A 22915-nucleotide genomic window follows, 5' to 3' on the forward strand; every position below is an offset into this window, starting at 1 on the left:
TAATATTGTTAAACCTTATTTTTTAACAAGTTGTTTCGTTACAAAACCCGTTGTATAAATACCACTTTTGAACACATCATCTTCCAATACTTGAATTAGCATTGGCGTGTTCGTTTTAATACCTTCTACTTTTAATTCTTCTAAAGCATCATGTAATTTAGAAATTGCTTCTTCACGAGTTTCACCATGAGCGATGACTTTCGCAATCATTGGATCATAGAAAGGTGTAATCGTTACTTGATTCTCTAAAAAGTGATCAATTCGAACATTCGTTGGCAGCGTTAAATTTGTAATCTTCCCAGGTGATGGGAAGAAAGTCTTCGGATCTTCTGCATAAATACGTGCCTCGATGGCATGACCACTACGTTTTACATCATCTTGTGTAAACGATAATTTCTCACCACATGCAATTAGAAGTTGTTGTTCTACAAGATCTAAACCAGTAATTTCTTCTGTAACTGGATGCTCTACTTGTAATCTCGTATTCATTTCTAAGAAATAGAAGTTCTTCTGATCATCAACTAGAAACTCAACTGTACCAGCATTTGTATATCCTAGAGCTTTGGCAGCTTGTACAGCAACTTCACCCATCGCTTTTCGCGTACCTTCATCTAAAAATGGTGAAGGTGCTTCTTCAATTACTTTCTGATTTCGGCGCTGTACTGAACATTCACGTTCCCATAAATACACTGTGTTACCATGTGTATCTGCTAAAAGTTGAATTTCAATATGATGTGCATCTGCAATATAGCGCTCTAAATACATTTCTCCGTTACCGAAGAAGTTTTGTGCTCTTGTCTTGTTACTTTCAAACGCTTTGGTGAGCGTTTGCTCAGTTTCCATCAACTGCATTCCAATGCCTCCGCCGCCTGCGGATGCCTTCAACATTAATGGATAACCAATCTGTTTAGCAATTTCAATTGCTTCTTCAGCAGTTTCAATATTTGTAGTAATACCTGGAACTACTGGGACATCTGCAGCTTGCATTGCAATACGAGATTCGATTTTACTTCCCATCTTCGTAATGATTTCATCTGATGGACCGATAAATACAATCCCTTCTTCTCTACAGCGAACCGGAAAAGACGGATTCTCTGATAATAATCCATATCCCGGATGAATTGCTTCAGCGTTTGTCTTCTTAGCTATTTCAATAATTTTTTCAAGGTTTAAATAGCTTTCTTGAACACGCGGCCCACCTACTAAGTAAGCTTCATTTGCCATTTTTACATGAAGTGCGTTTTCATCAGCCTCAGAATAAATAGCAACAGTGCGAATGCCAAGTTTTTGACAAGTTTTCATAATACGAACTGCAATTTCCCCGCGATTAGCAATTAATATTTTTTGAAACATAGTGATTCCTCCCTTTTATCTACATCCTAAATGTCTAGCAATTACGAGACGTTGAATTTCAGAAGTTCCTTCACCAATTTCTAATAGTTTTGCATCACGAATATGTCGTTCTACTTCATATTCACGCATATAACCGTATCCACCGTGAATTTGTACCGCTTGATTTGCAATACGGCTTGCTGCTTCAGATGCAAAAAGTTTTGCCATAGCCGCTTCTTTACCGAAAGGTTTATCGTTATCTTTTAACCAAGCTGCTTTATGTACTAAATTACGAGCTAGCTCTACTTCAGTCGCCATATCAGCTAATTTAAATTGAATCGCTTGGAAATTAGAAATTGACTTTCCAAATTGTTGACGTTCTTTCGCATATTGCAGTGCACGTTCAAATGCAGATTGTGCAATACCTACCGCTAATGCTGCAATCGAAATACGTCCTCCATCAAGTGTATATAAGAATTGTTTAAATCCTTTATTTACATCACCAAGAATATTTTCTTTCGGTACACGTACACCATCAAGTACGATTTCACATGTATTAGAAGCACGAACACCCATCTTATCGTAAGGACTTGAGATCGTTAATCCTTCACTTGTAGTCGGTACGATAAATGCCGAAATACGTTTTCTACCATTATCTTCAACACCGTTGACAGCGGTTACAATAATTGTATTTGCATACTCTGCATTTGTAATCCAACACTTTTCACCACTAATAACATACTCGTCCCCATCTAATACAGCTTTCGTTTGTGTGCCGCCTGCATCAGATCCAGCGTTCGGCTCAGTTAAACCGAAAGCACCTAATGTTTTACCTGATGCCATTGGAACTAAATATTTTTGTTTTTGTTCTTCTGTACCGAAATAATAAATTGGAGAAGCACCTAATGAAATTGTTGCAGCGTAACTTAATCCTGTCCCACCACAAGCACGACCAATTTCTTCAACTGCCAACGCGTACGATACAGTATCGCCACCTGAACCTCCATACTCTTCAGGGAATGGGATGCCTAATAATCCTAGTTCGCCCATTTTTTGAAATGTTTCATATGGAAATTCCGCAGTTTTGTCATAATACACAGCTTTCGGTGCGATTTCCTTTTCAGCAAAGTCACGTACCATTTCTTTAATCATTTGTTTTTCGCGAGTTAGAGTAAATTCCATTCCGCTACACACCCCTTATCGAATATTGAGTTTCGACAGCGTGCGAGTTTCTACTACAATCGTTACTACTTAAAGACAAGAATATTAGTTAGATAATTGTTATAATTCTGTCATAACTTAATTTTAAAACAGATTCTGTACTAATGCACAAAAAAATTCCTACATTGTTCTACAACAACATAGGAGCTTTCTTGTCGAAATATGTAATTTACTGTTTAATAATCTCTACCTTTACCCGAATCTGAAATCTCTACTAAGGCTTCAGGATATGGTTCGAAATATGTTTGTCTTAATAAATACTTTTCATCAAATCGAAGGGCCCATGATTTTAAAATTGCAAGTAAACTACTAAGCGGGATTTTCTTTTCTTTATACTTTTGTATCAAATCTAAAAAGTGATCTTTTTCTTGTTTTTTCAGCTTTGTTTTAAAATATCCGAAAATATGCTCACATACATTTACATTCGATGTATAGCGGGGTGTGCGCATAAATAATTCATATAGAGTCTTCTCATACTTATCAAATACCACTTCAATCTTTTCATTTTTTTGATTTGCAATAATACGCCCTAATTCCTTTTGTTTTACCTGATTGTATGCCATAAATAGATATTTATTGTCTGACTGAAACGATACAAGGTCTTTCATATTTTTATTATTTTTAATCATTTTGTAAAAGGCGATTGTAAATAACCTTGTAAAGAAATGTTCTCTAATAATAAAATTCGACAATCTACCTTCCTCTTCAATTGGAAGGTGCGAAAATTTTTTTATTACTGCTCCGCCAAATAAGCCAGATCCCTTTCCTTTTGCTGGCGCCTTTTCAAAACCAGAATAAATTTTCACATCACGCGTACCACAACTCGGTGAACGATTCTTTAAAATAAAACCATCCACATCAGGTATCGTTTGTAAAAAATCATTTGAAAATTGTTCCATTTTTCCAGTTACATCTTCACGCGTCGACGGCTGTACAAGCTTATTCACACCATTTTGTTCTACAATTCGTATCGTTTCACGAGGAGTGCCCAATCCGATCTCGACTTCTGGACAAACAGGTATAAATGTAACAAATGGCTGCAAATTTCGTATTGTTACATCCGGAATCATCTCTCCATTATAACGACATGCATCAAATTCTAAACATTTACTTACAACGATTGTCGGTTTGGCAAATTGTCGCATTTCATTACCTCCTTTGCACTAGTCCGTACTATATAAATTGTACTAAGTTTAGTATCGTAATCAAAGTTTGTTTTATTTATATTTTAATGAACATATTCAATGCCATTTTAACAGTTATTTAGCTCTACGACGTAAAGATGTTCGCTTTAAAATCATGGTTTGATACTATCACAAATGAATAATGCACAAAAGAGTTGGAGAATGTAATACGTAAGAAAGGAGGGGAATTTTATGAAGAAAAAATTATCATCTATTTTAAGTGTTTTAGCACTATCTATTATGTTTTTAGGTACATCTGCCCAAGCTGAATACGATGGAAATCATATGAATAGAGTTAATAACACTGATATTTCAACTCGAGTTAATGACAATAACTTAGACAGAGTTAATAATGATGTGAGAACTCGAAATGTAAATACGACAAATGATTTAAATGATAATCGTGATAGAAATAATAATTGGGCTTGGCTCGGTTTATTAGGACTAGCAGGATTATTAGGTCTTAGAAGAAGAGACAAAGAAGTACGTTAATCTAGAATGTTTTTCGTAAACAAGTACTTATTTATCAAAAATATAACAAATATAAATCGCCTTTTTAAAGGCGATTTATTATTTTGCTTAAATGTAACATATGTAATTCATACTTCGACGATTAATTTCGTGGCGTTAATCCGTACAGTATAAATTGAATCGTATTTTCAATTTCCAAATCATCATCCCATTTTTCTTCAGGTAATAATAAAAATCTTGTTAATAATAAACCTAATACAGCTGATAAAGTAAGTCTTAATACTGAAGATGGCGGCATTTCAATAATTTCCCCGTCTTCTTGAAACTTTACAATCAACTTTTTAAAATGTGAAAATAACTCTGTTTCTACTAAATGTTGTATTTCATTTTTTAGTTCTGGCTGAAATGGCACTTCTTGAATTAATATTTTTATCATTGGAAAATGCTTTTTTGCAAATTCAAATCGATTATGAATCACAACTCTTAGAAGCCCTTCGTATGATTCATACTCCGATTTAAATATTTCCTTTGCGAAGGCTTGTACGAAAAATGGTGCAGCAAACTTTGTTAATGTTGGCATGACGACTGCTAACAATAAATCTTTTTTCGTTTTATAGTAGCGGAAGATTGTTCCTTCCGCTACACCAGCACGCTTTGCAATTTCATTTGTTGAAGTTGATGCATATCCTTTTTCTCCAAACATATCAACAGCTGCCTCTAGTATACGCATTTGACGTTCATTTCGTTTATCCGTATTTGTTGCGGCTATTAATTCTTCTAGCCAATCCTTCTTCATTTATAATGCCCCTTTGTATCATCATTATATTTTTCGATGTTTCTTTAATGCAAATACATTTCCTATTGCAAATAATACTGAGAAAAATAGTAAAACAGTTAAATCTAATGCAATCTCTATAAATCCTTGATTTCGAATCATCACTTGTCTCATTGCGTCAGCGCCGTATGTGAGCGGAAATAGTTTCCCTAACATTTGGAGCCACTTATTCATCGATTCAATTGGAAACAAACCAGAAAAGAATATTTGTGGCACAATGACAAGCGGTATAAACTGGATCATTTGAAATTCGTTATTTGCGTATGCTGATAAAAACGTCCCTAAAGTTAATGCGGTTAAAGAAAGCATACATGTAATAAGTAGCGTTAGCCATATAGAGCCAGCTACATATAAGTCTAAAATATAAACTGAAAAACTTACGATTATTACGGATTGTATAAATGCAAAGATTCCAAAACCAACAATATATCCTACAACTATTTCCCATCTTCTCACTGGAGTGGACAATAACCTCTCTAATGTACCACTTAAACGTTCTCTTACAAAAGAAACTCCAGATAATATAAACACAAAGAAAAATGTAAAGAAACCAATCAACACGGGGCCTAGCCCATCAAACATTGTAAGATTTTTAGTGCCATGTAAGTAATCTACTTTAGGATTCACAGCAGATACATCATTCTTTACTGTATTCTTTTGTAAAACTTGAAGTACAGCTCGATTTTTTGATGAATCACTTCCTTCTAATAAAAGGTGCATTTTCCCATTCTCTAAATAAATTACCGCATCTACCTTTTGTTTTTCCAACTCAGTCATTGCCTTTTCTTTACTATATTCATAAATTGACACTTCTTGATTTTTCATCACTTTTACTACCTGAGCTGGCATATCAACAAGAGCAAGATGCGGTACATAGTCTTTTTGTGTAAACACTAGCGACAATAACCAAAGTAATAACATTGGTGCTCCAAACATCATAGCTAACGAACGCTTATCTCGAAAAAATTGGCGAATAATACGAATGATTACACCAGTAACTCTCATGATAGGGCCACCTCTTCCAGCAAAAAGACATCTTCAATCCGACCTGATGATACCCGCTTTTTCAATTCTTCAGGCGTTCCAGTTGCAACTAGCTTTCCTTCTCTAATCAATCCGAGACGCTCACAAAACTCAGCTTCATCCATAATGTGCGTTGTTACAAAAATGGTAGTGCCTTTCTTTTTAAGATCATAGAATTTTTCCCAAATCGTTTTTCTAAGAAGCGGATCTATCCCCACTGTTGGTTCATCTAAAATTAATATTTCAGGTTCATGAATGAGTGCTATCGCTAATGATAAACGCTTCTTCATACCACCTGAAAAATGCTGCACTTGCTTTTTCATATGTTGTGATAATTGTACAAGGTCAAAAACCTCTTCAATTCTTTCTTTTTTATGCTTTCCCTTTAATCCATACATCGTTGCAATAAAATCTGCATTTTCATATGCTGATAGTTCTTCGTATAATGCATCAGCCTGAGCCATATAACCAATTTTTTTCATTTCATTTAAATTAGGCATGTTCGTGTTGTAAACAAACACTTCACCTTTCGTTGCTTCATTAATACCTGCAATCAATTTAATAAGAGTCGTTTTCCCTGAACCTGAAGGCCCAACTAAACCAAATATCTCTGCTCTTTCAACTTGCAGTGAAAGATTGTGTAACACTTCTTTTTTTCCGAAACTTTTTGACACTGTTCGCAAAATAATGGAAGGTTGCTGCACGTTTTATTCCCCCTTTTCTAAAAATGAGTGAGTACTCACTTTTATTTTACTCTTGCGTAATTATATGTCAAACTTCATTGATTAGTATGTATTTTCAATCTTAAACAATGAAACAGAGTCGACATTAGAATATCATTTCTTAAAGTCGACTCTGTTTCATTTACATTATATATTTTACTTTACGTTTTTAAATTCATATACTTTCTAATTCTAGCAACATCTAAAGAATATTCGATAACTAACTGCTGTAACGGTAAAATAACTGTGTCAGGATATAAATGTGCATATTGTAATGTTTCTGCATATTTTTCTAACCTTTTCTCTAAATACTTTATAATTTGATCAGGATGACTAACTAATAAACATTTACAATAATAATGTATTTGTTCCTCAATCGCCGTATATTCTTCAATCTCATATTCTTTATGCATGTGTACACCCCTTTAAGTTTTTTACATGAATTACTTATCACAATTATCACTCGACAAATTTTAAGTTTTTTGATTATTTACACTATAACAAACTCTTCGGGTCAAATTTTGTTACTTTATGTAACGTAGAAAATTTTTAACAAAATTGTAATGTAAACTTGTATAAAGTGAAACTTTAGTCAGTGGGGGTTTTCTTCATCCCCCACTGATTATTAGTTGAACCAATCAGGCTTTTATAGGCAGTTGATCCCCATCTAACTTCTTTGCTTTCGCTGAATTTTGAGGTGGGGGTCTTACTGCCCATTAAAGCGGAATAAATTACATTTGGCTTATTTTTTCTGTACAAAAAATCGTACAGTTCAATTTAACTGTACGACCACAAGTTCCGGCCTATTAAAAACTCTTTGCGGAATGATACTATTTCCTAATCCTCTACTCACTACCATAGACGTATTTTGTTTTTCATATAAACCGGCTGTATATGTAGGCAATAGTCCTTGATTCGGAGCGACTAATTTGCTGATAAAACTATATCTATTTGCTCATCAGCATAATTCTGAAAAAATTCAGGTCTATAGAATAAATCATCTATTTCTCCTATTTTAATATACTATCTAAATGTGGTGCTCCTATATATAGATATACTCCTATGTAATCCCAATTTTTCTTATCGGATAAATTAATGGAAGTTATTCCCTTATGCATCGCGATTACATATTATATATGGAAGTTCTTCTTTTTTCCATGCAAGAAATCCTCCCTTTAAATTCACTACTTCCTTTATACCAGCTCTTTGTAAAATACTAGCTGCTATAGCGGAACGTAATCCGGTTCGACATTGTAAAACTATTTGGCAATCTTTTGGTATACAATCTAACTGCTTAGATAGGTTTCCTAAAGGGATGTGTACTGCATCATGAAGGTGTCCTTCCTCCCACTCTTTTTCACTTCGTACATCGATAACCTTAATTTTCCCATCTTTTATATGCGGATATAATTCAATTGATGTTTTTTCTTTGTAATTTTCAAATCTATCAAGTCTTTGTATTACTTGTAAGGGTACAAAAGCAATAATATTATCTAGCCCAATAGATTCAAAGTCTCTAATAACTTCCTCCACTCTAACCTTTTCCTCATCTAGAATGATTAAAGTTTCTGTTTTATAATCTAGTAACCACCCACACCAAGTTGTAAAAGAATTGTTATACGGTATGTTAATTGATTTCTCAATGTGACCAGAAGCAAAACTCTCTACATCTCTTATATCAACTATTTGCTGAACGCTCCTCATAACTTCTTGAAGTTCTTCTACCGTTTTAATAGCAAAAACTTCCCTCTTCTTTCGGATTGGAGGACCATACTTATTTAAATTCTTCATTAATGAAAAATACCTTGGAGGCTCTGGCTGCCCGGTCAATAAAGTCGATACAAAATCTCCTTCTTCATTACACTGAAATGCCCAATTGAACATCTTTTCATAACCTAAGGTAGAAGTTGGAATTGCTCCTAATGCTTTTCCACATGCGCTTCCTGCACCATGTGATGGCCATATTTGCAAATAATCAGGAAGTATTTTTATTTTTTGTATAGAATCAAATAATTGTTTCGCTCCAATTGTTGCAGTATCTTTCATACCTACAGCAGTTTCTAATAAATCCGGTCTTCCTATATCTCCTACAAATATAAAATCACCTGTGAATATTCCCATAGGCTTATCATTCGTATAATTATTTTGACTAGTATCAGTTACTAAAAAAGAAATACTTTCAGGCGTATGCCCTGGGGTGTGAATTACATTAAATTTTATATGACCTATTTTAAACTCTGTGCCCTCTCTAACCAATTTGTATCGGCCTTCATTAAGATATTGATATTTCCAATCACAATCTCCTTCATCAGATACATATAGCTTTGCATGATAAAGATTAGAAAGTTCCCTAGACCCAGAAAGAAAATCTGCATGAATGTGAGTTTCAGCCGCAGCAATTACTTCCATCCCCTCTTTCTTAGCAAATTCTATATATTGTTCTATATAGCGACCTGGATCAATTACAATTGCTACGCCTTCCTTCTGACAACCAACTAAATAAGAAGCATGCGCTAATTTTTCATCATAAAAATATTTTAAAAGCATAGCTATTCCCTCCATATAGTTATTTCAAATTACTTTTCAATCTTTTTAGCCATTTTCTCTCTTCCCTTATAGGATCCCTTTCAACATGAAGTTCCAATACATATAGGGCAACATATATCTTTTAAGTAAAAACATACTATACCGTTCTTTCGCTTGATTGAACGGAAACGTTTCTTGAGGCTCATGTTCATAGTTGAATTCGGCGAGTATAAGGCTTTTATATCCTGTAATAATCGGACAAGATGTATACCCATCATATTTAGCCTGTATATCTCTTCCGTTAAGTACGTCCATAATATTTTGTTTTAAGACCGGTATTTGTTTTCGAATTGCTGCTCCAGTTTTAGAGGTCGGTAAATTGGTACAATCTCCAAGTCCGAAAATATTCTTATACTTTACATGCTGCAAAGTATAAGGGCTTATATCTACCCAACCCTGATGATCACTTATCTTGCTCTCTTTAAGAAAATTAGGTGGCCCCATAGGTGGAACAACATGGATCATACCATATGGTACTGTTTCTCTTTTTAGTGTTTGCGTATCTTCAAAAATTGTTTCTTTCTTCTCCGCGATAATTTCTACTAAGTTTTTATTATAATTTGTTATTATTTGCTTTCTTTCTAACACTTGTTCTAATGTATTAGCATAACGTGGAACGTGAAATATGTTAGCGTTAGCCGTGTAAAACATTACTTTACTTTTGTTCCTTACACCGCTATTACAAAAATACTCTTCTGCTAAATACATAATCTTTTGTGGAGCACCACCGCATTTAATAGGAGTATTGGGGTGGGTAAAAACCGCATTTCCTCCTTTAAATTTTTCAATTTCTCTCCAAGTAGAATCAACATATTTATAAGAGTAATTGCTACAAACCCCATTAGTCCCAATAGACTTCTTCAAGCCTTTAATACCATCCCAATTTATTTGTATACCGGCTGCTACAATAAGAATTTCATACTCAAGCAGCAGTCCATCATCTAAAAGTAGCTTATTTTCTTCCGGAAACAACTTAACGACACTATTAGGAATCCACGTTGCACCTTTTGGAATAAGCTCTTCTTGATCACGCATCGTACTTTCCTTTGAAACAATTCCTCCCCCCACTAAACTCCATAGTGGTTGGAAATAATGTTTTTTTGATGGATCAATAATTGCTATACTTTCTTTTAATAGAGGTACATTTCGTAACAAATGTGCAGTAGAAGATATTCCTGCAGTCCCAGCACCAATTACAATAATTTTATAACTATCCCTGGTATTCATTATCCTCTTCCCATCTAAATTTGATTTTTAAAATCACTAATACATAACCTTATTTTCTTGTAGTAACATTATTATAAGTTAAAAACACCACCCATTTATCTGACTTAAATGAAAATTTTGTTAATTTTACCATCAATATTACTTTATGCATAAATCCTCTACGCTACTTCCGTATTTCATATTTTTCAATACTAGCCTTTACTACAGTTTCTCTCTACGCTCAAAGCTATCTTTAAAGACCCATGTAATTTCATATGTAAAAAAGCCCCTTTTTTATCTAAAGGAGGCTAAGGATTATTCTTATTAAGCTAACACTTTGAGGTGTCGCTAAAAAAAACCATATAACTACTACCATTATTTATGCGAATTCAGGTCATTTTTTTCGTTTCGAGTAACAATGAATTTCTTAACTTGATGGTGATGTGGTGATACCCTGAAATACAAAAATATCCTTCAAAAAGGAAAGGTGCCAATGCACCTTTCTTTTTTAATTCACTTGTACTCTCGTCAGCATCCAAAATTCCTTCTGAATCACTTTAATGAATCATTGTACGGACCTAATTGCTTTTTAGAAAAGTAATGAATTGTCTCCTTACTTTTCAGTAACATATTTCCTTTTATAATTAAAAAATAGGTAGCTACTAGAAAATAGATTGTCCCTAATATCCAATCCAAATTTGTTGCTAAATTGTGTAAAAGAACATATCTCATATATGCATAACCAATCGGAACATGTAGCAATACAACCGCACCTAATCCTGGGTTGTATATTGTTTTAGCTTTTATATTCGCAAAAATACCATGCCATATGAATTGAAAAAATCCCATTAAAATAGGTGCCAACCCAAGCCATATGATATTTGGAAAGAAAAACGGAAGTAAATAAAAAACATACGCAATCAAAATATTTATTACCATAGCAGATTGTGTATTTAATGGATAGCGATCTGGTATATCACTTTTAAATATAACTACATTAAACAGACCAGCGAAATAACCTGGCCAACGATACTCTTCAAATTGATGCACTAAAATGGCTACAAAGCTTAACGCTAACAGTACCTTTATTTCACTCATTTTTCCAAAATTCGCGATTAAATAACCTAAAACAACAATAGCCATAACTAACCCTACATCACACCATTGCTTTCTAAAGAAACTAATCATCTCTATCACCCACTATCTCAATTTTTATAAAAATAGCGTTCAAATAGGAAATCAATTTGCTTTTCTATAGCCTGTATTCTTATATCTGCCCCTGATTCAAGAATTGGCATCATTAATGCTGGAAGAAAAATGGATCCGAATATTTGCACCGTCATCATCATTAAAATTTCCTGATCCTTTTCATTTGTTATTTCACTCAATATATTCTTCACTTTACTAAAACCGAGCCTCTTCAAAAAATCTCCATATTCGTATTGAGATGTAAATACCGTAGTTCCCATTGCAATAATTTTCCTAACTAACTCGGGGTATTGCCGAATTACTATTACATAATCAAGTAAAAATATTTTTAATCTTTCTTTTGCTGGCACTTTAATATCATCTAAAATAGAAAAAGTGTCTTGAAAGCTAATTAATAATATTTTAATTGTTTCACTAATCAATTTTTCTTTTGAGCCAAAATGGTAATTTATAAGCGCAATATTAGTATCTGACAATGCCGCAATTTTTCTTATTGTTACACTTTCAAAGCCTTTGTCTTTAATTAACTCTAATGTTGTATTTAAAATCTTTTCTTTCGTAGATATGTTTTCATTTCCACTCAACTTATCTCCTCCTCTAAAATTTATCAATTAAACAATGTTTTAAACATTGTTTAATTGATGGTATCACCTTCAATTTTTAATATCAATTTAAACCTTTCGACATTTCCGATTACCTATTCTTTTTTATCTTTGTTATTAAAGTTTATATATACATTCAAGAACGTCTTTGTTGTTTTCCAGTCCCTTCATAATGTGAGCAGTCGGTAATTTTAATAATTGAACTGTTGTATAAACAATCAAATCGATTAACATTATTTTCCTTCACTAAAAAAGATGAACACAATTTTTTATACATCATATTTGTTGGTATCTAGTGTATTACTGTGACCTAGCTAGGAATGAATCTCCTTGTTGTAGATTTTATTTTATTATTAATAATTACGGTATGTGAAATTATTAATAATAAAATAAAAAAAGCTCCCCTGAAAGGAGCTCCTTACCTTACAAAACATTTAAGAAATCATTCTATTACCAGCTCTACTTAAGATTTGGAGCATGGTTATAACTTATTCACCCCTGTTTGTTACGATAAATCATTGGTCGATGACTATTCTTTTTCTGTGTATTATTTCAAGCTCTTTAGATGTTTTCTTTTTGTGAAATTCACCTCAAAACAAATTAACTAGATAAAAAAACATAAAGTAACAATGCAGCTGCTTCTTGTCGTTTCATACTTTGTTTTGATAGATAATCTGCTGATCCATCTTCATTATATATAACCTCAGGCCCCACTAAACGATGACCTACAATGTTTTTCACGGATTCTATTGCCCATTCATCAGTGTCTCCCTTTAATGTTGCATCTGCAGATGGCGCTCCTAACATTTTTAAATACTGCCAGGTAATCCATGCTGCTTCTTGTCTAGTAATTGCACGGTTTGGATGAAATTGTTCCCCATCTTTTTCATATAAAATACCAATCTCATATAACTTTTGAATATGAGGTGCATACGGATGATTTTTCACATCCGAAAATACTGGTTCTTTTTTTGAAGGTGGCGTAAAGTAAGCAATTTGAGATAACCAATATGCAAATTCTGCCCGTGTAAGAGAAAATTCTGGATTGAAATTCCCCTCCTTATTTGCTTGTAATACCTCGTATTGATGTAAAGGATTTATAAACTTAGCATACGGATGATTTTCATCTACGTCTTTAAATCTCTCGGGCTCACTTAACTTCACCGCTGAGCTGCCAGAGTTCCAATGTATCATTTCTTTCACAGTACCATCTTTGTGAAGTTTAAATGCCATATAATTCCCTTTTTCATCCTCAAATAGTAAAGGGTCTATTTGTTTTAGCTCCTGTTTACCATATACTTTATCACTTACATATAACTTTCCTTCACTTATGTTTACATGTGACATTAGGTTTTTTAATCTCAAATCACGGTAAACACCTTCAAATTTCTTTAATTCTTCTTCATTAGGGGTTAAATATTCAGGCTTTGTTTTATCTGGGAAATAGTGATTCATAAAATCATCAAATACTTCAACAGGAAGTGCCGAACTATCTTTATTTGTAACTACAAAAACTCCAATTTTATGCTCTGGAATTAACCACATTAAAGATGAAAAACCTGGTATATTTCCCCCTTTACCGAACACATATTGCCCATTATGGCTTTGCGGTGAAAAGAACTCAAACCCATATGTCATATTAGGGTATTTGGGATGTAAAGCAAATTTTGTTTTTTGCATATCTTCTACGGTTTCTTTTTGTAGTATTTGGTTATTTTTAAATTTACCATCATTCAATTGAGCGATCATAAAATTGGCTACATCACTTCCTGTAGAAAACATACTCCCTTGTGGCATATCTGTTGGTCTTGTTTGATAAAATGGAATGGCATTACCTTTAGCGTCATATCCTGTTGCAAGCTTTTCTTTAATAAAATTAGTCATAACAAAACTGCTATTATGCATTTCTAAAGGGTAAAAAATATTCTTGGCCATATATTTGTAAAAAGGTGTGTTTGTCAGACTTTGAACAATATACCCTTGAAGCATAGAAGCAAAATTATCATATGTATATGTATCTCCTGGCTTTCTCACTACTGTGGGCATATTATCTTCTACATAATCTTTAAGCATAGTATAATCATTCTCTTGATAATGGATATCCTCTGGTCTAGGATCTACGTAATCAAAACCTGTTGTATGGGTAAGTAAATGTTCCATTGTAACTGGTTCACCCATTTTATTTTGATACTTTAATCCCCCCATATAATTTACTATATCTTTATTTATATCAATTTTACCTTGTTCAACTAACTGCATGACAGCACTAGCAGTAAAAACTTTTGATATTGACGCTAATCGAAAAACTGTTTTTTTAGGATCGATGGGAGTATTCTTTTCTTTATCGGAAAATCCGAATCCCTTTTGAAATAAAATTTGATTATCCTTTACAACGACAAGAGCTACACCAGCTGCGTTTTCTTTTTTCATTTTCCCTGGAATTACTTTATTGGTAAATGCTTCTACATCTTTAGGATTTAATGTTATAGGTTCAACAGTTTCGGCTTTTGAATAATTGCTCCCCAGAAAAAATAACAAAAAACATACACTTACAGCTACTAACCTTTGAAAATAAATTTTCATTCCTCTATTCCTATTACCCAAATTAACTCCCCCTTTAATACTAGATTATTGATTATACATCTATAGTTTAACCAACCACATTCTACCATTTCATCAGTATTTTTTCTAATTTTATTTCAATTCTGTTATTTATTAACTTTTCTCTTTTAGAAGTAGTCTATATATTATTAGGTCTTAGTTATAGAAAATGCTAGACAGTCTTTAATATAGGACTTCCCAGCAGTTTTTTCATAACATCCTACTTAAAGAAAACACCCATCGTTTATAATCAATAAAAATTGGCTATTTTGTGATGCGAGTACTATTAATGATCGATCTAATTTTTTTGAGAAGTTAGATAGAATTAAAAGGTAGACCTACTGCATTATTTACTGGAAAAGATTACGGATATGGAGTGAAGATGCCCTAATTGGCATCTTCACTCCATATCCAGCAAGAAATCTTATAGTATGCTAATATTTAGATATTGATATTAGGAGGATTTAGATGATGAAGAAATCAGTATTAGCAGTTAGTTTATCTGTTGTAATGTTAGCAGCGTGCGGCGAAAAAGAAATAGTTCAAAAGGAGCAACCAAAAACACAACTAACAACGGCGAAAACAGAACAACTAAAAGATGAGCAGACACGAATGGTGAAAAGTCTTGAACGTAGAACCAAGGAGATTATAGAATATTTCGGTGGTATTGTAACAGCGGTTGAATTAAATAAAGAAAATAACTTGTATGTCTTATATGTTTTCGTTGATAAAACAGCATTGTCAAATGCTGACGAAGGCCTACGGAAAAATTTTGGCTATAGAACAAGAACAAAGTTAAAAGACGCCGTTGCGCAGAGTGGCTTGCAAGAATACGACAAAACAACCATAAGATACTTCACATCAGATGGTAAAACAGAAATCGAATTTGAATAAGCACTCACGGGAGTGCTTATTCTTTTCACTTGTTATTTCAAGGGACGGAAGATTGTTCCGAACTTTTGACAATTAACCAAGGTACGTAAAATTATTACGCTCTTTTCTTTCAATACATCTTAACTTTGATTCTTTCTCATTATTATAAAAGCTACCATTTTAGCAAGAATAGAACTAGTTAATGGAGCAATTATTACAGGTAAAAAATCGTTCAAAAGCGTACTCCCCCTGAATTCCCCCCACTTTCACTTCATTTAAAAATGAGGCATTCCTAAGTAAAGATTCTTTCAAACTCTAATTTATTTGACTATCCCCGCATCCCTTGCGATTTGAAGCCTTATCGCTTCATTCTTTAAAATAAAGAATTGTGAAATTTTATAGCATTATGTAAGACATTTGATATCAAATATACTACATCCACTATGAAATTAGTTTATTTATAGGATTTCTATAGATAAACAAGGTACTAAATTGACTCTTAAGAAGTCATTACCATTATATTTGTCGAAAAATTGAAAAAATATGTGTAGATAGATATCATCTTAAATACATATATAATTAATTTTAATTCTCTGACATAACTCCACATAATTCTTAAACCAGCTTTTTGTGCATTATTAAATAGAATATTACACAATGTCAGTCTTTAAAAGATTATATATCAAAACTTTAAGAGAGGAAGATAAACTATGAAGATGAAAAGAAAAATCATGATGACAACAGCACTTGCAGCTACGTTAGCTACAGGTGCACTACCTTCTACGTCAGTGTTTGCTGCAGAAAAAGAGGCTCCTATCCAACAAAAAGAGGCACAAATGAGTATTCAACCATTAGCACAAAATAATTTAGAAACAGCTGTTAATGCTGCCTTAAATGGTCCAGAAGTCAAAAAAATAAAAGTATTTGAGCATGAATTTAATGTAAAAGAAATAGAAGTAGTAAATCTAGGTGGAGGAAAAAAATATGTTAAAGGACAAATTTCTCATCATTTAAGTTTCCGTCCAGATGATCAATTTTATTATGAGTTTACTGTGCAAGATGGAAAAGTAGTAGATAAGCCTGTATTTAATATTGATAGAGGTGGTTGGACACCATTTGCTGCTCCACTTTTATCAATTCTTGCTGCGTATAATGGAATTCCAGTTAATCCAAATGATTTAAATGCACTTGGTCAGCAGCTTGGGAAAGTTATAGATGGAAGCTGGGAACATGCAGCTCAATCTATCGCAACTGTAGTTAGTCTAAGTTTTAATGAGTAGAATCTTTTAATTTTTATTACCATTGTAGGGACCACTTTTCCTGAATAGACTTGTTTTAAGAAATTCCTGAAACAGCTATAAATAGATTTTTACCGCTCACTCACATAATCTTAATTTGTTAACCACCTTATCATTCATAATATGTCACAAAATAGAAGTCTTTTTAAGGCTTCTGTTTTGTTTGTATACAATACAGCAAAAAGCTTATTTTTTACCTATCTATGCTTCAATTCTTTAAAACTCTGTTTGGCTATTAGATATAAGTTATTACAATAAACTAATACTATCTCAAGTTAGCTCACTACCCCTTTTTCAATTACAAAAATTCATTACATTAGGAATAGAAAACAATAAATATAGTAAAAAAACATCTTATTATAGCTATTGTTTAAAGGTTAGGAGAGATAAAATGAACAAAATAAAAATAAAAAATTTCTTTAAAGTTAGCATCCTCACTTGTTTTACACTAGCAAGTTTAAGTACACCATCTACAATTTCAGCTGATAGTCATCCAGGTTATTCCTATGAATCCAATATAGGTTATCAAAATCCATCTTGGATGTCAGAAGTAGCAGATTCAACAAAATTAAGTGAAATATCTATTCCAGGCACTCATGGTACAATGGCTTTACATGGAGCAAGTTTTCTTGATGAAAATTTAACAAGAAATCAAACTATGAGTCTATCCCAACAATTAAATTCTGGAATTCGATATGTAGATATGCGCGTTAAACGTGTAAAAGATTCTTTTGCAATGTACCATGGTATTGTCAATCAAAAAGCAGTATTTGAAGATGTATTAAAAGAAGCAATCCAATTTTTGAAAGATTATCCGACAGAAACAATTTTAATGCGCTTAAAAGAAGAAACTACTCCCGAAAGTGGATCCCTATCATTTGAGGAGATATTTTTAAAATATAAAAACGGTAATGCTTCATATTTTTGGGATCCTAATTCCGTACCAATTATAGACAGAAACAACCCTACTTTAGGAGATATCCGGGGGAAAATTGTAATCTTACAAAACTTTACATCCCCTCAATTGTACGGGATTGATTACGATGGATTGAATATTCAAGATAAATTTGAAATTGGAAGCGGACCAGACGAAATATATGAAAAATGGAATGCGATAAAAAATCATTTACAAAGTGCAAATACTAACTATAATAATGGAAAAATATACCTTAATCATTTTAGTGGTACGGGTGGTGCAGCCGCATTTTTAAATAATGTATATCCTTGGTTTGTTGCAAGCGGAAAAGAGAATAGAAATACTGATAGTAACCCTAAGTTGATTCAAACGAATTCGACTCATGCTTGGATTGATTTCCCTCGCGATAAAAATGGACAAGTATATTATGGTGGGATGAATACACTTGGGACCGAACTCTTACAACAAGGTGGAATTAGACATTCTGGTATTATCGCAGCTGATTTTCCTGGGCCAGGTTTAATTGATAGTATCATTAAATTAAATGGTGTACATTCAAATGAAAAAAAGATATTAATTTCGCAAATTTCATCCGAATCTAATCCTTTATCCGGACAAAAAAATCGATCCAGTCAAAACTTTAAAATTGATAGTTTACCTGCAGGTACCAAAGAATTAAAGTGGGTTATTGAGCCTTCAGAAATAGATCATCATTCTACTATCTCTTTCAATGTAATGATTGATGTTTCCCTAGGTACCGATTCTATTCGTTGGAAAAATATTTCACAGGGATCTAGGACTGAAGCTTACACAAATACAAAATATTATATCGCAAGTCCAATTGGTGCCACTAAGAAATTCACTGTGAAAATATACGCTATTACAAATTAGAAAAAAAGAATCCCAATGGGATTCTTTTTTGATTTCCTTTCGTAAGCATTAGATGGAGATTGAATTTATTTCTATATCATTTAAACCATTAAAGAATTTATATTTAGAACGACCGTTTATTTCCAAAGAAAACCCAAAAATGTTAACTATATTTTCCTACTTATCATTTATTCAAAACTGGCTTCCAAAGCGATAGGGCAAAAATCCAATTTGTGTCACCATTACCTTGATAATTTTGAACTGCTTCATACACTTTCCCCTCATATACTACTCTATCACCTTTAGTATATGCTTTTCTCGCATCCCATTTTTCATATGTGGAATCCTCTGCCTTTGTTGTTACATTTAATACATCACTTCTACTAGATTCATTTCCAGCTAAATCCACCGCTGTTACTACATATTTATACGATGTATTAGCCTTCAATTCTTTATCCATAAAGGATGTATTATCCGTTGTCCCAATTTTATTCATAACTCCAGCACTTTCTCTATATACAATATAATGGTCTACTCCTACATTATCTTCAGACGGACTCCACATCAAATCAACAGTTGTCGCTGTTGTACTCATACTATGTAATCCTTTCGGTTGAGTCGGAGCTTCTTTATCTGGGGTTTCATTTGTTGTCTTAATCTTTAGTTCTTCACTTTCTTTTGATATGTTTCCAGCCGAGTCTAATGCCTTTATTGTATAGGTATATTCCGTATTTCCCTTTAGTTTTTTATCAATAAATGTTGTACCTGGTACCGTATCAATTACTTCTCCATTGCGTAACACTTGATATTCTTTTACACCTAAATTATCCGTAGAGGCCTCCCACGTTAGTGCAACACTATTGGCAGTAACTTTAGACGCACTTAAACCTGTTGGTTGACTTGGAGCTACTATATCGGGAGTTTCATTATTTACTAGATTTACATCAATTACATTATAAAATGCATTTGACGTATCTGCTACGTCCCATACAGCTAAAATAACATGATAACCATTGCGATCAGTTGGTACATTAATTGTATGTGTTAAATTATTTGATGCGGCCGAACCGTCATGTTTCACAGCTCCAATTGGTTCTAATTCAGCACGTGTTAATGGTTTATTAGGATCCCACCCCTTTTTTGTAATGTAGTAATGCCATTTACTTGTAAGATGTGCAGCTGTATATTTCCATGTAAATGTATTTGCTCCACCCTTAATCGTATTTTTGAACCAGCGATTTGATGTTTGTTGGTCAAGAATTCCTCCAAACAGTCCTCCTGCCGAAGCGATTTTCCCATCAATCGGTCCACCATCTGGAAATCCTTTAGGTGCTTCTAAACTTTGAGGTTCGTACATTATATTTCCACAATTTAAATTTAATACTCCATAATTCTGACTACATAAAGCAGCACGACTACTCGGCTTTTCAACAAACCCATGTGCATATGCACTTTGAGGAATCATTGTAATTGCCGTCACTCCTGCAGCTAAAACACAAGCACCCATTCCTTTTTTACTTTTTCTTAATCTTTCTAACTTAGATGTTAATTTCAAATTCATACTTGTCCCCCCAATATATTGTTTACGCTAATATAATAGCAATATAGGGATAAACGAACAAATCACCTACTAATATATTAATAGTTCAATAACATAAACACATTTAGTTTATTTATTAACCTGATATGGGGCTAAATTAAGCAAATTAATTCTATTTTGTAACATTATGTAGTAAAGAGTTTATAAAAAACCAATAAAGATTCACAAAAAATCCAAATATCGATTACGGTTTAATATTCTTACTTTTTGATATATTGAAGTTTATATTTTCAAAATAATATAATTCCAGAAACGCCTTACACACATATTGTACAATTCCAATATACGATTCATATGAACTTAATATACGGTTTAAATGAATCTTATATAATGAATCCCACTTCACTATGGAGAAACTGTTGAAACTTTACTTCAATAACTCTGTAGGAAACTTATAAACAACTAAAAAAGGACACACCTATAGCATATGTATGCGTAGGTGTGTCCTTTTCTAAGATAAATTTTAGAGTATTAACTTTTTTTTATTTTATCGTATAAGATAACTATTTAAATTTAAAGATATATAGTATAGAATAGGAACATTCGCTATATTTATGTATGAAAGGATTTTTGGAAATGAACTTGTTGCAAATCAAGAAAATGGAAAATTTAATTTGGACTATTGAACATAGTAGTGACCTCTCATAAAGGTTTTACATAATAAAATTTTTTGATAGTGAAAATACAATTAAGCCAATTGAAACGTTAGAATTTGGAAATAGAAATATCGACAAATTTGAATGGGTGTTTATTAATATATTTCCAAGGATAGTAACAACTTATGTCCCTTCCACTGGAAGGAAACCTGATGAATCATTAATAGATACAACTAGAGAAAACAGTAAAGAATCACTTATTTTACAAGGAATACGAACCTACACCAAGTTTTGGTCATGTTAACCCCCAGCCTTATATAGCAGCAAATATAATTTTGCATAAAATGTGGTTTTTTAAGTTAAGGTGAATTCTATATGTAAATTCTTCTGAGAGTTTCATTCACATTGTATTGTTCGTTATTTGAAGAACAATGAGTTTTTTATAATATACGATATATCAATTTTTAAAATGTATGCTTATACTTATTTTTTTAGACATTTTATTCTCTTAAGAGCATCCACGCAAATACATGCTCTTAAGAAAATAAAAGTAGTACGCATGAAATTGAATGAATATTAAATAAAACACTTTGGATCTGGAACTTACCTTACACTTTGTTTTATATACATAAAAGAAGAGTAGAATATCCTTTTTTATTTTTAGATTTGCCTACTAACACTTCAAACAATCTATCAGGACGTTAAGTAGTGAATAGTTCAATTTAAGGGGATTGTTTTAGTCACTACTAATTTGGTAGAAAATTCAGTTCCACATTTAACCTTTCTAAATTCTAGATGATTAAATCCTTGATTAGCGCCTCATCGGTTGAATCAAAAAGGTATGCACTTTAATACACCTAGTCCAACAAACGTTAATATTAATCCTACCAAATCAAACAAAAAAATTTGAGTAGCCCCCTATTTATTGCACTAATTATAACTAGAGCTAGCCCTTTCCTTTTCTTTAAATTCCTACTTTAACTAGACCATACGGACTTTAAGTGATATAAAAGGTTCTTTATAATGGGGGAATTTTTCACCTTTTCTAAATAACTTATTATATTATTTTTATCTAATAAGGCACAGAAACAAATTAAAAACCTTTAGTGCTCCTGAGAAAACCTCTTGAGGAAAAACGTTTTTAGGGTGAAACGTTTTTCAGGGTACTTTTATACTGATTCTTTTCCTTAAAATGTTTCTGTACCTAATATTTAAATTAACTTATGTCAAAACATTTCGCAATACAAGTACTAAATGCTACATGGATATATAGAAAATGACACTTTTTATGAGCATAACCCATCAAATACTTATATTAAATATAGAAAAGTTACCTTACTATTATTAAATTTGTTAAATTAAATAATGAAAATGGAGAATACTAACTTTATAATTGTCACAATTTAATCTATATATCTACTCTTTTATTACTCGTAAAAATCATTTGATAATTCCTTCAATATTAATTTATAAAATGCAGAGACCATCTAAAGCAACAATTTTCTTACATTAGATTGTTTTTCTATCTAAATTTATTTTGTCGAAAAAAGTCGATATTTTCATATTTTTTTCATTTAATTATTGTACATTTGCACATTTAATGTTAGGATTATGCCTATTCAAATTAGATCCTATTGATTCCTCTTTAAAATTTCTTTATTTTATTTGTGAAAATTAGTTACTTTCTAGTAAATTCCCAGCAATAATACAGCAAACTACACTAATAATAATTCTAAAATTATATTTTCTATCTGTGTATATTCAATTTTT

17 protein-coding genes and 2 pseudogenes are annotated in these 22915 nt (G+C 32.5%); 5 read left to right on the forward strand and 14 right to left on the reverse strand.

What is annotated here, in order from left to right; all coding sequences use genetic code 11:
• Positions 1 to 15 precede the first annotated feature (15 nt).
• The 3 genes from ACXVYO_RS13785 to ACXVYO_RS13795 all read right to left on the reverse strand — a co-directional run bounded on the left by ACXVYO_RS13785 (position 16) and on the right by ACXVYO_RS13795 (position 3698).
• Positions 16 to 1353, reverse strand: coding sequence for an acetyl-CoA carboxylase biotin carboxylase subunit (locus ACXVYO_RS13785; RefSeq protein ID WP_458467462.1), 1338 nt, complete (start codon positions 1351 to 1353; stop codon positions 16 to 18).
• A 15-nt stretch (positions 1354 to 1368) separates the two neighbouring features.
• The gene (locus ACXVYO_RS13790) at positions 1369 to 2514 is read right to left on the reverse strand and encodes an acyl-CoA dehydrogenase (protein WP_000397281.1); all 1146 of its coding nucleotides are present in this window, start codon (positions 2512 to 2514) and stop codon (positions 1369 to 1371) included.
• A 215-nt stretch (positions 2515 to 2729) separates the two neighbouring features.
• Entirely contained in the window at positions 2730 to 3698 is a 969-nt protein-coding gene (locus ACXVYO_RS13795; protein ID WP_458467463.1) for a YbgA family protein, read from the reverse strand.
• A gap of 231 nt (positions 3699 to 3929) precedes the next feature.
• Here ACXVYO_RS13795 and ACXVYO_RS13800 point away from each other — a divergent pair, with 231 nt between their 5' ends.
• Entirely contained in the window at positions 3930 to 4229 is a 300-nt protein-coding gene (locus ACXVYO_RS13800; protein WP_000728148.1) for a WGxxGxxG family protein, read from the forward strand.
• Positions 4230 to 4350: 121 nt separating this feature from the next.
• Here ACXVYO_RS13800 and ACXVYO_RS13805 read toward each other — a convergent pair whose 3' ends face one another.
• The 10 genes and pseudogenes from ACXVYO_RS13805 to ACXVYO_RS13850 form a co-directional block, all read right to left on the reverse strand.
• Positions 4351 to 5004, reverse strand: a complete 654-nt coding sequence (locus ACXVYO_RS13805; protein WP_458467464.1) for a TetR/AcrR family transcriptional regulator — start codon at positions 5002 to 5004, stop codon at positions 4351 to 4353.
• A gap of 24 nt (positions 5005 to 5028) precedes the next feature.
• Positions 5029 to 6048 carry an ABC transporter permease gene (locus ACXVYO_RS13810; RefSeq protein WP_458467465.1) on the reverse strand — a complete coding sequence of 340 codons (1020 nt, stop codon included), beginning with the start codon at positions 6046 to 6048 and terminating at the stop codon, positions 5029 to 5031.
• Positions 6045 to 6770, reverse strand: coding sequence for an ABC transporter ATP-binding protein (locus ACXVYO_RS13815; protein ID WP_458467466.1), 726 nt, complete (start codon positions 6768 to 6770; stop codon positions 6045 to 6047). Before ACXVYO_RS13815 ends, ACXVYO_RS13810 begins: the two co-directional genes overlap by 4 nt.
• A 179-nt stretch (positions 6771 to 6949) precedes the next feature.
• Positions 6950 to 7201: a hypothetical protein gene (locus tag ACXVYO_RS13820; RefSeq protein WP_000548621.1), complete on the reverse strand. Its 252-nt coding sequence runs from the start codon at positions 7199 to 7201 to the stop codon at positions 6950 to 6952.
• A gap of 359 nt (positions 7202 to 7560) precedes the next feature.
• Positions 7561 to 7784: pseudogene (locus ACXVYO_RS13825) on the reverse strand (metallophosphoesterase); the annotation flags it as partial.
• A 114-nt stretch (positions 7785 to 7898) separates the two neighbouring features.
• Positions 7899 to 9335 (reverse strand): MBL fold metallo-hydrolase, encoded by a 1437-nt coding sequence (locus tag ACXVYO_RS13830; protein ID WP_458467467.1) that lies wholly within the window; start codon positions 9333 to 9335, stop codon positions 7899 to 7901.
• Between the two features lie 66 nt (positions 9336 to 9401).
• Complete coding sequence (locus tag ACXVYO_RS13835; RefSeq protein ID WP_458467468.1) at positions 9402 to 10601, reverse strand: FAD-dependent oxidoreductase; 1200 nt, start codon at positions 10599 to 10601, stop codon at positions 9402 to 9404.
• A gap of 531 nt (positions 10602 to 11132) precedes the next feature.
• Complete coding sequence (locus ACXVYO_RS13840; protein WP_270732831.1) at positions 11133 to 11768, reverse strand: HXXEE domain-containing protein; 636 nt, start codon at positions 11766 to 11768, stop codon at positions 11133 to 11135.
• A 17-nt stretch (positions 11769 to 11785) separates the two neighbouring features.
• Positions 11786 to 12373: a TetR/AcrR family transcriptional regulator gene (locus tag ACXVYO_RS13845; RefSeq protein ID WP_458467469.1), complete on the reverse strand. Its 588-nt coding sequence runs from the start codon at positions 12371 to 12373 to the stop codon at positions 11786 to 11788.
• Between the two features lie 618 nt (positions 12374 to 12991).
• Positions 12992 to 14974 carry a serine hydrolase gene (locus ACXVYO_RS13850; RefSeq protein WP_458467470.1) on the reverse strand — a complete coding sequence of 661 codons (1983 nt, stop codon included), beginning with the start codon at positions 14972 to 14974 and terminating at the stop codon, positions 12992 to 12994.
• Positions 14975 to 15460: 486 nt separating this feature from the next.
• Between ACXVYO_RS13850 and ACXVYO_RS13855 the strand changes: the two genes are divergently transcribed.
• From ACXVYO_RS13855 to ACXVYO_RS13865, 3 genes are all read left to right on the forward strand, one after another.
• Positions 15461 to 15886, forward strand: coding sequence for a hypothetical protein (locus tag ACXVYO_RS13855; RefSeq protein ID WP_458467471.1), 426 nt, complete (start codon positions 15461 to 15463; stop codon positions 15884 to 15886).
• A gap of 689 nt (positions 15887 to 16575) precedes the next feature.
• Complete coding sequence (locus ACXVYO_RS13860) at positions 16576 to 17145, forward strand: methyltransferase (RefSeq protein WP_073515827.1); 570 nt, start codon at positions 16576 to 16578, stop codon at positions 17143 to 17145.
• Between the two features lie 409 nt (positions 17146 to 17554).
• Positions 17555 to 18970, forward strand: a complete 1416-nt coding sequence (locus ACXVYO_RS13865) for a phosphatidylinositol-specific phospholipase C (protein WP_458467472.1) — start codon at positions 17555 to 17557, stop codon at positions 18968 to 18970.
• 163 nt (positions 18971 to 19133) lie between these two features.
• Here ACXVYO_RS13865 and ACXVYO_RS13870 read toward each other — a convergent pair whose 3' ends face one another.
• Positions 19134 to 20510 (reverse strand): lytic polysaccharide monooxygenase, encoded by a 1377-nt coding sequence (locus ACXVYO_RS13870; RefSeq protein WP_458467473.1) that lies wholly within the window; start codon positions 20508 to 20510, stop codon positions 19134 to 19136.
• 615 nt (positions 20511 to 21125) lie between these two features.
• On the opposite strand from ACXVYO_RS13870, the pseudogene ACXVYO_RS13875 reads away from it, so the two are divergent.
• A pseudogene (locus ACXVYO_RS13875) lies at positions 21126 to 21449 on the forward strand (hypothetical protein).
• Positions 21450 to 22915: the final 1466 nt, after the last annotated feature.

The organism is Bacillus sp. BC08 (assembly GCF_054326875.1).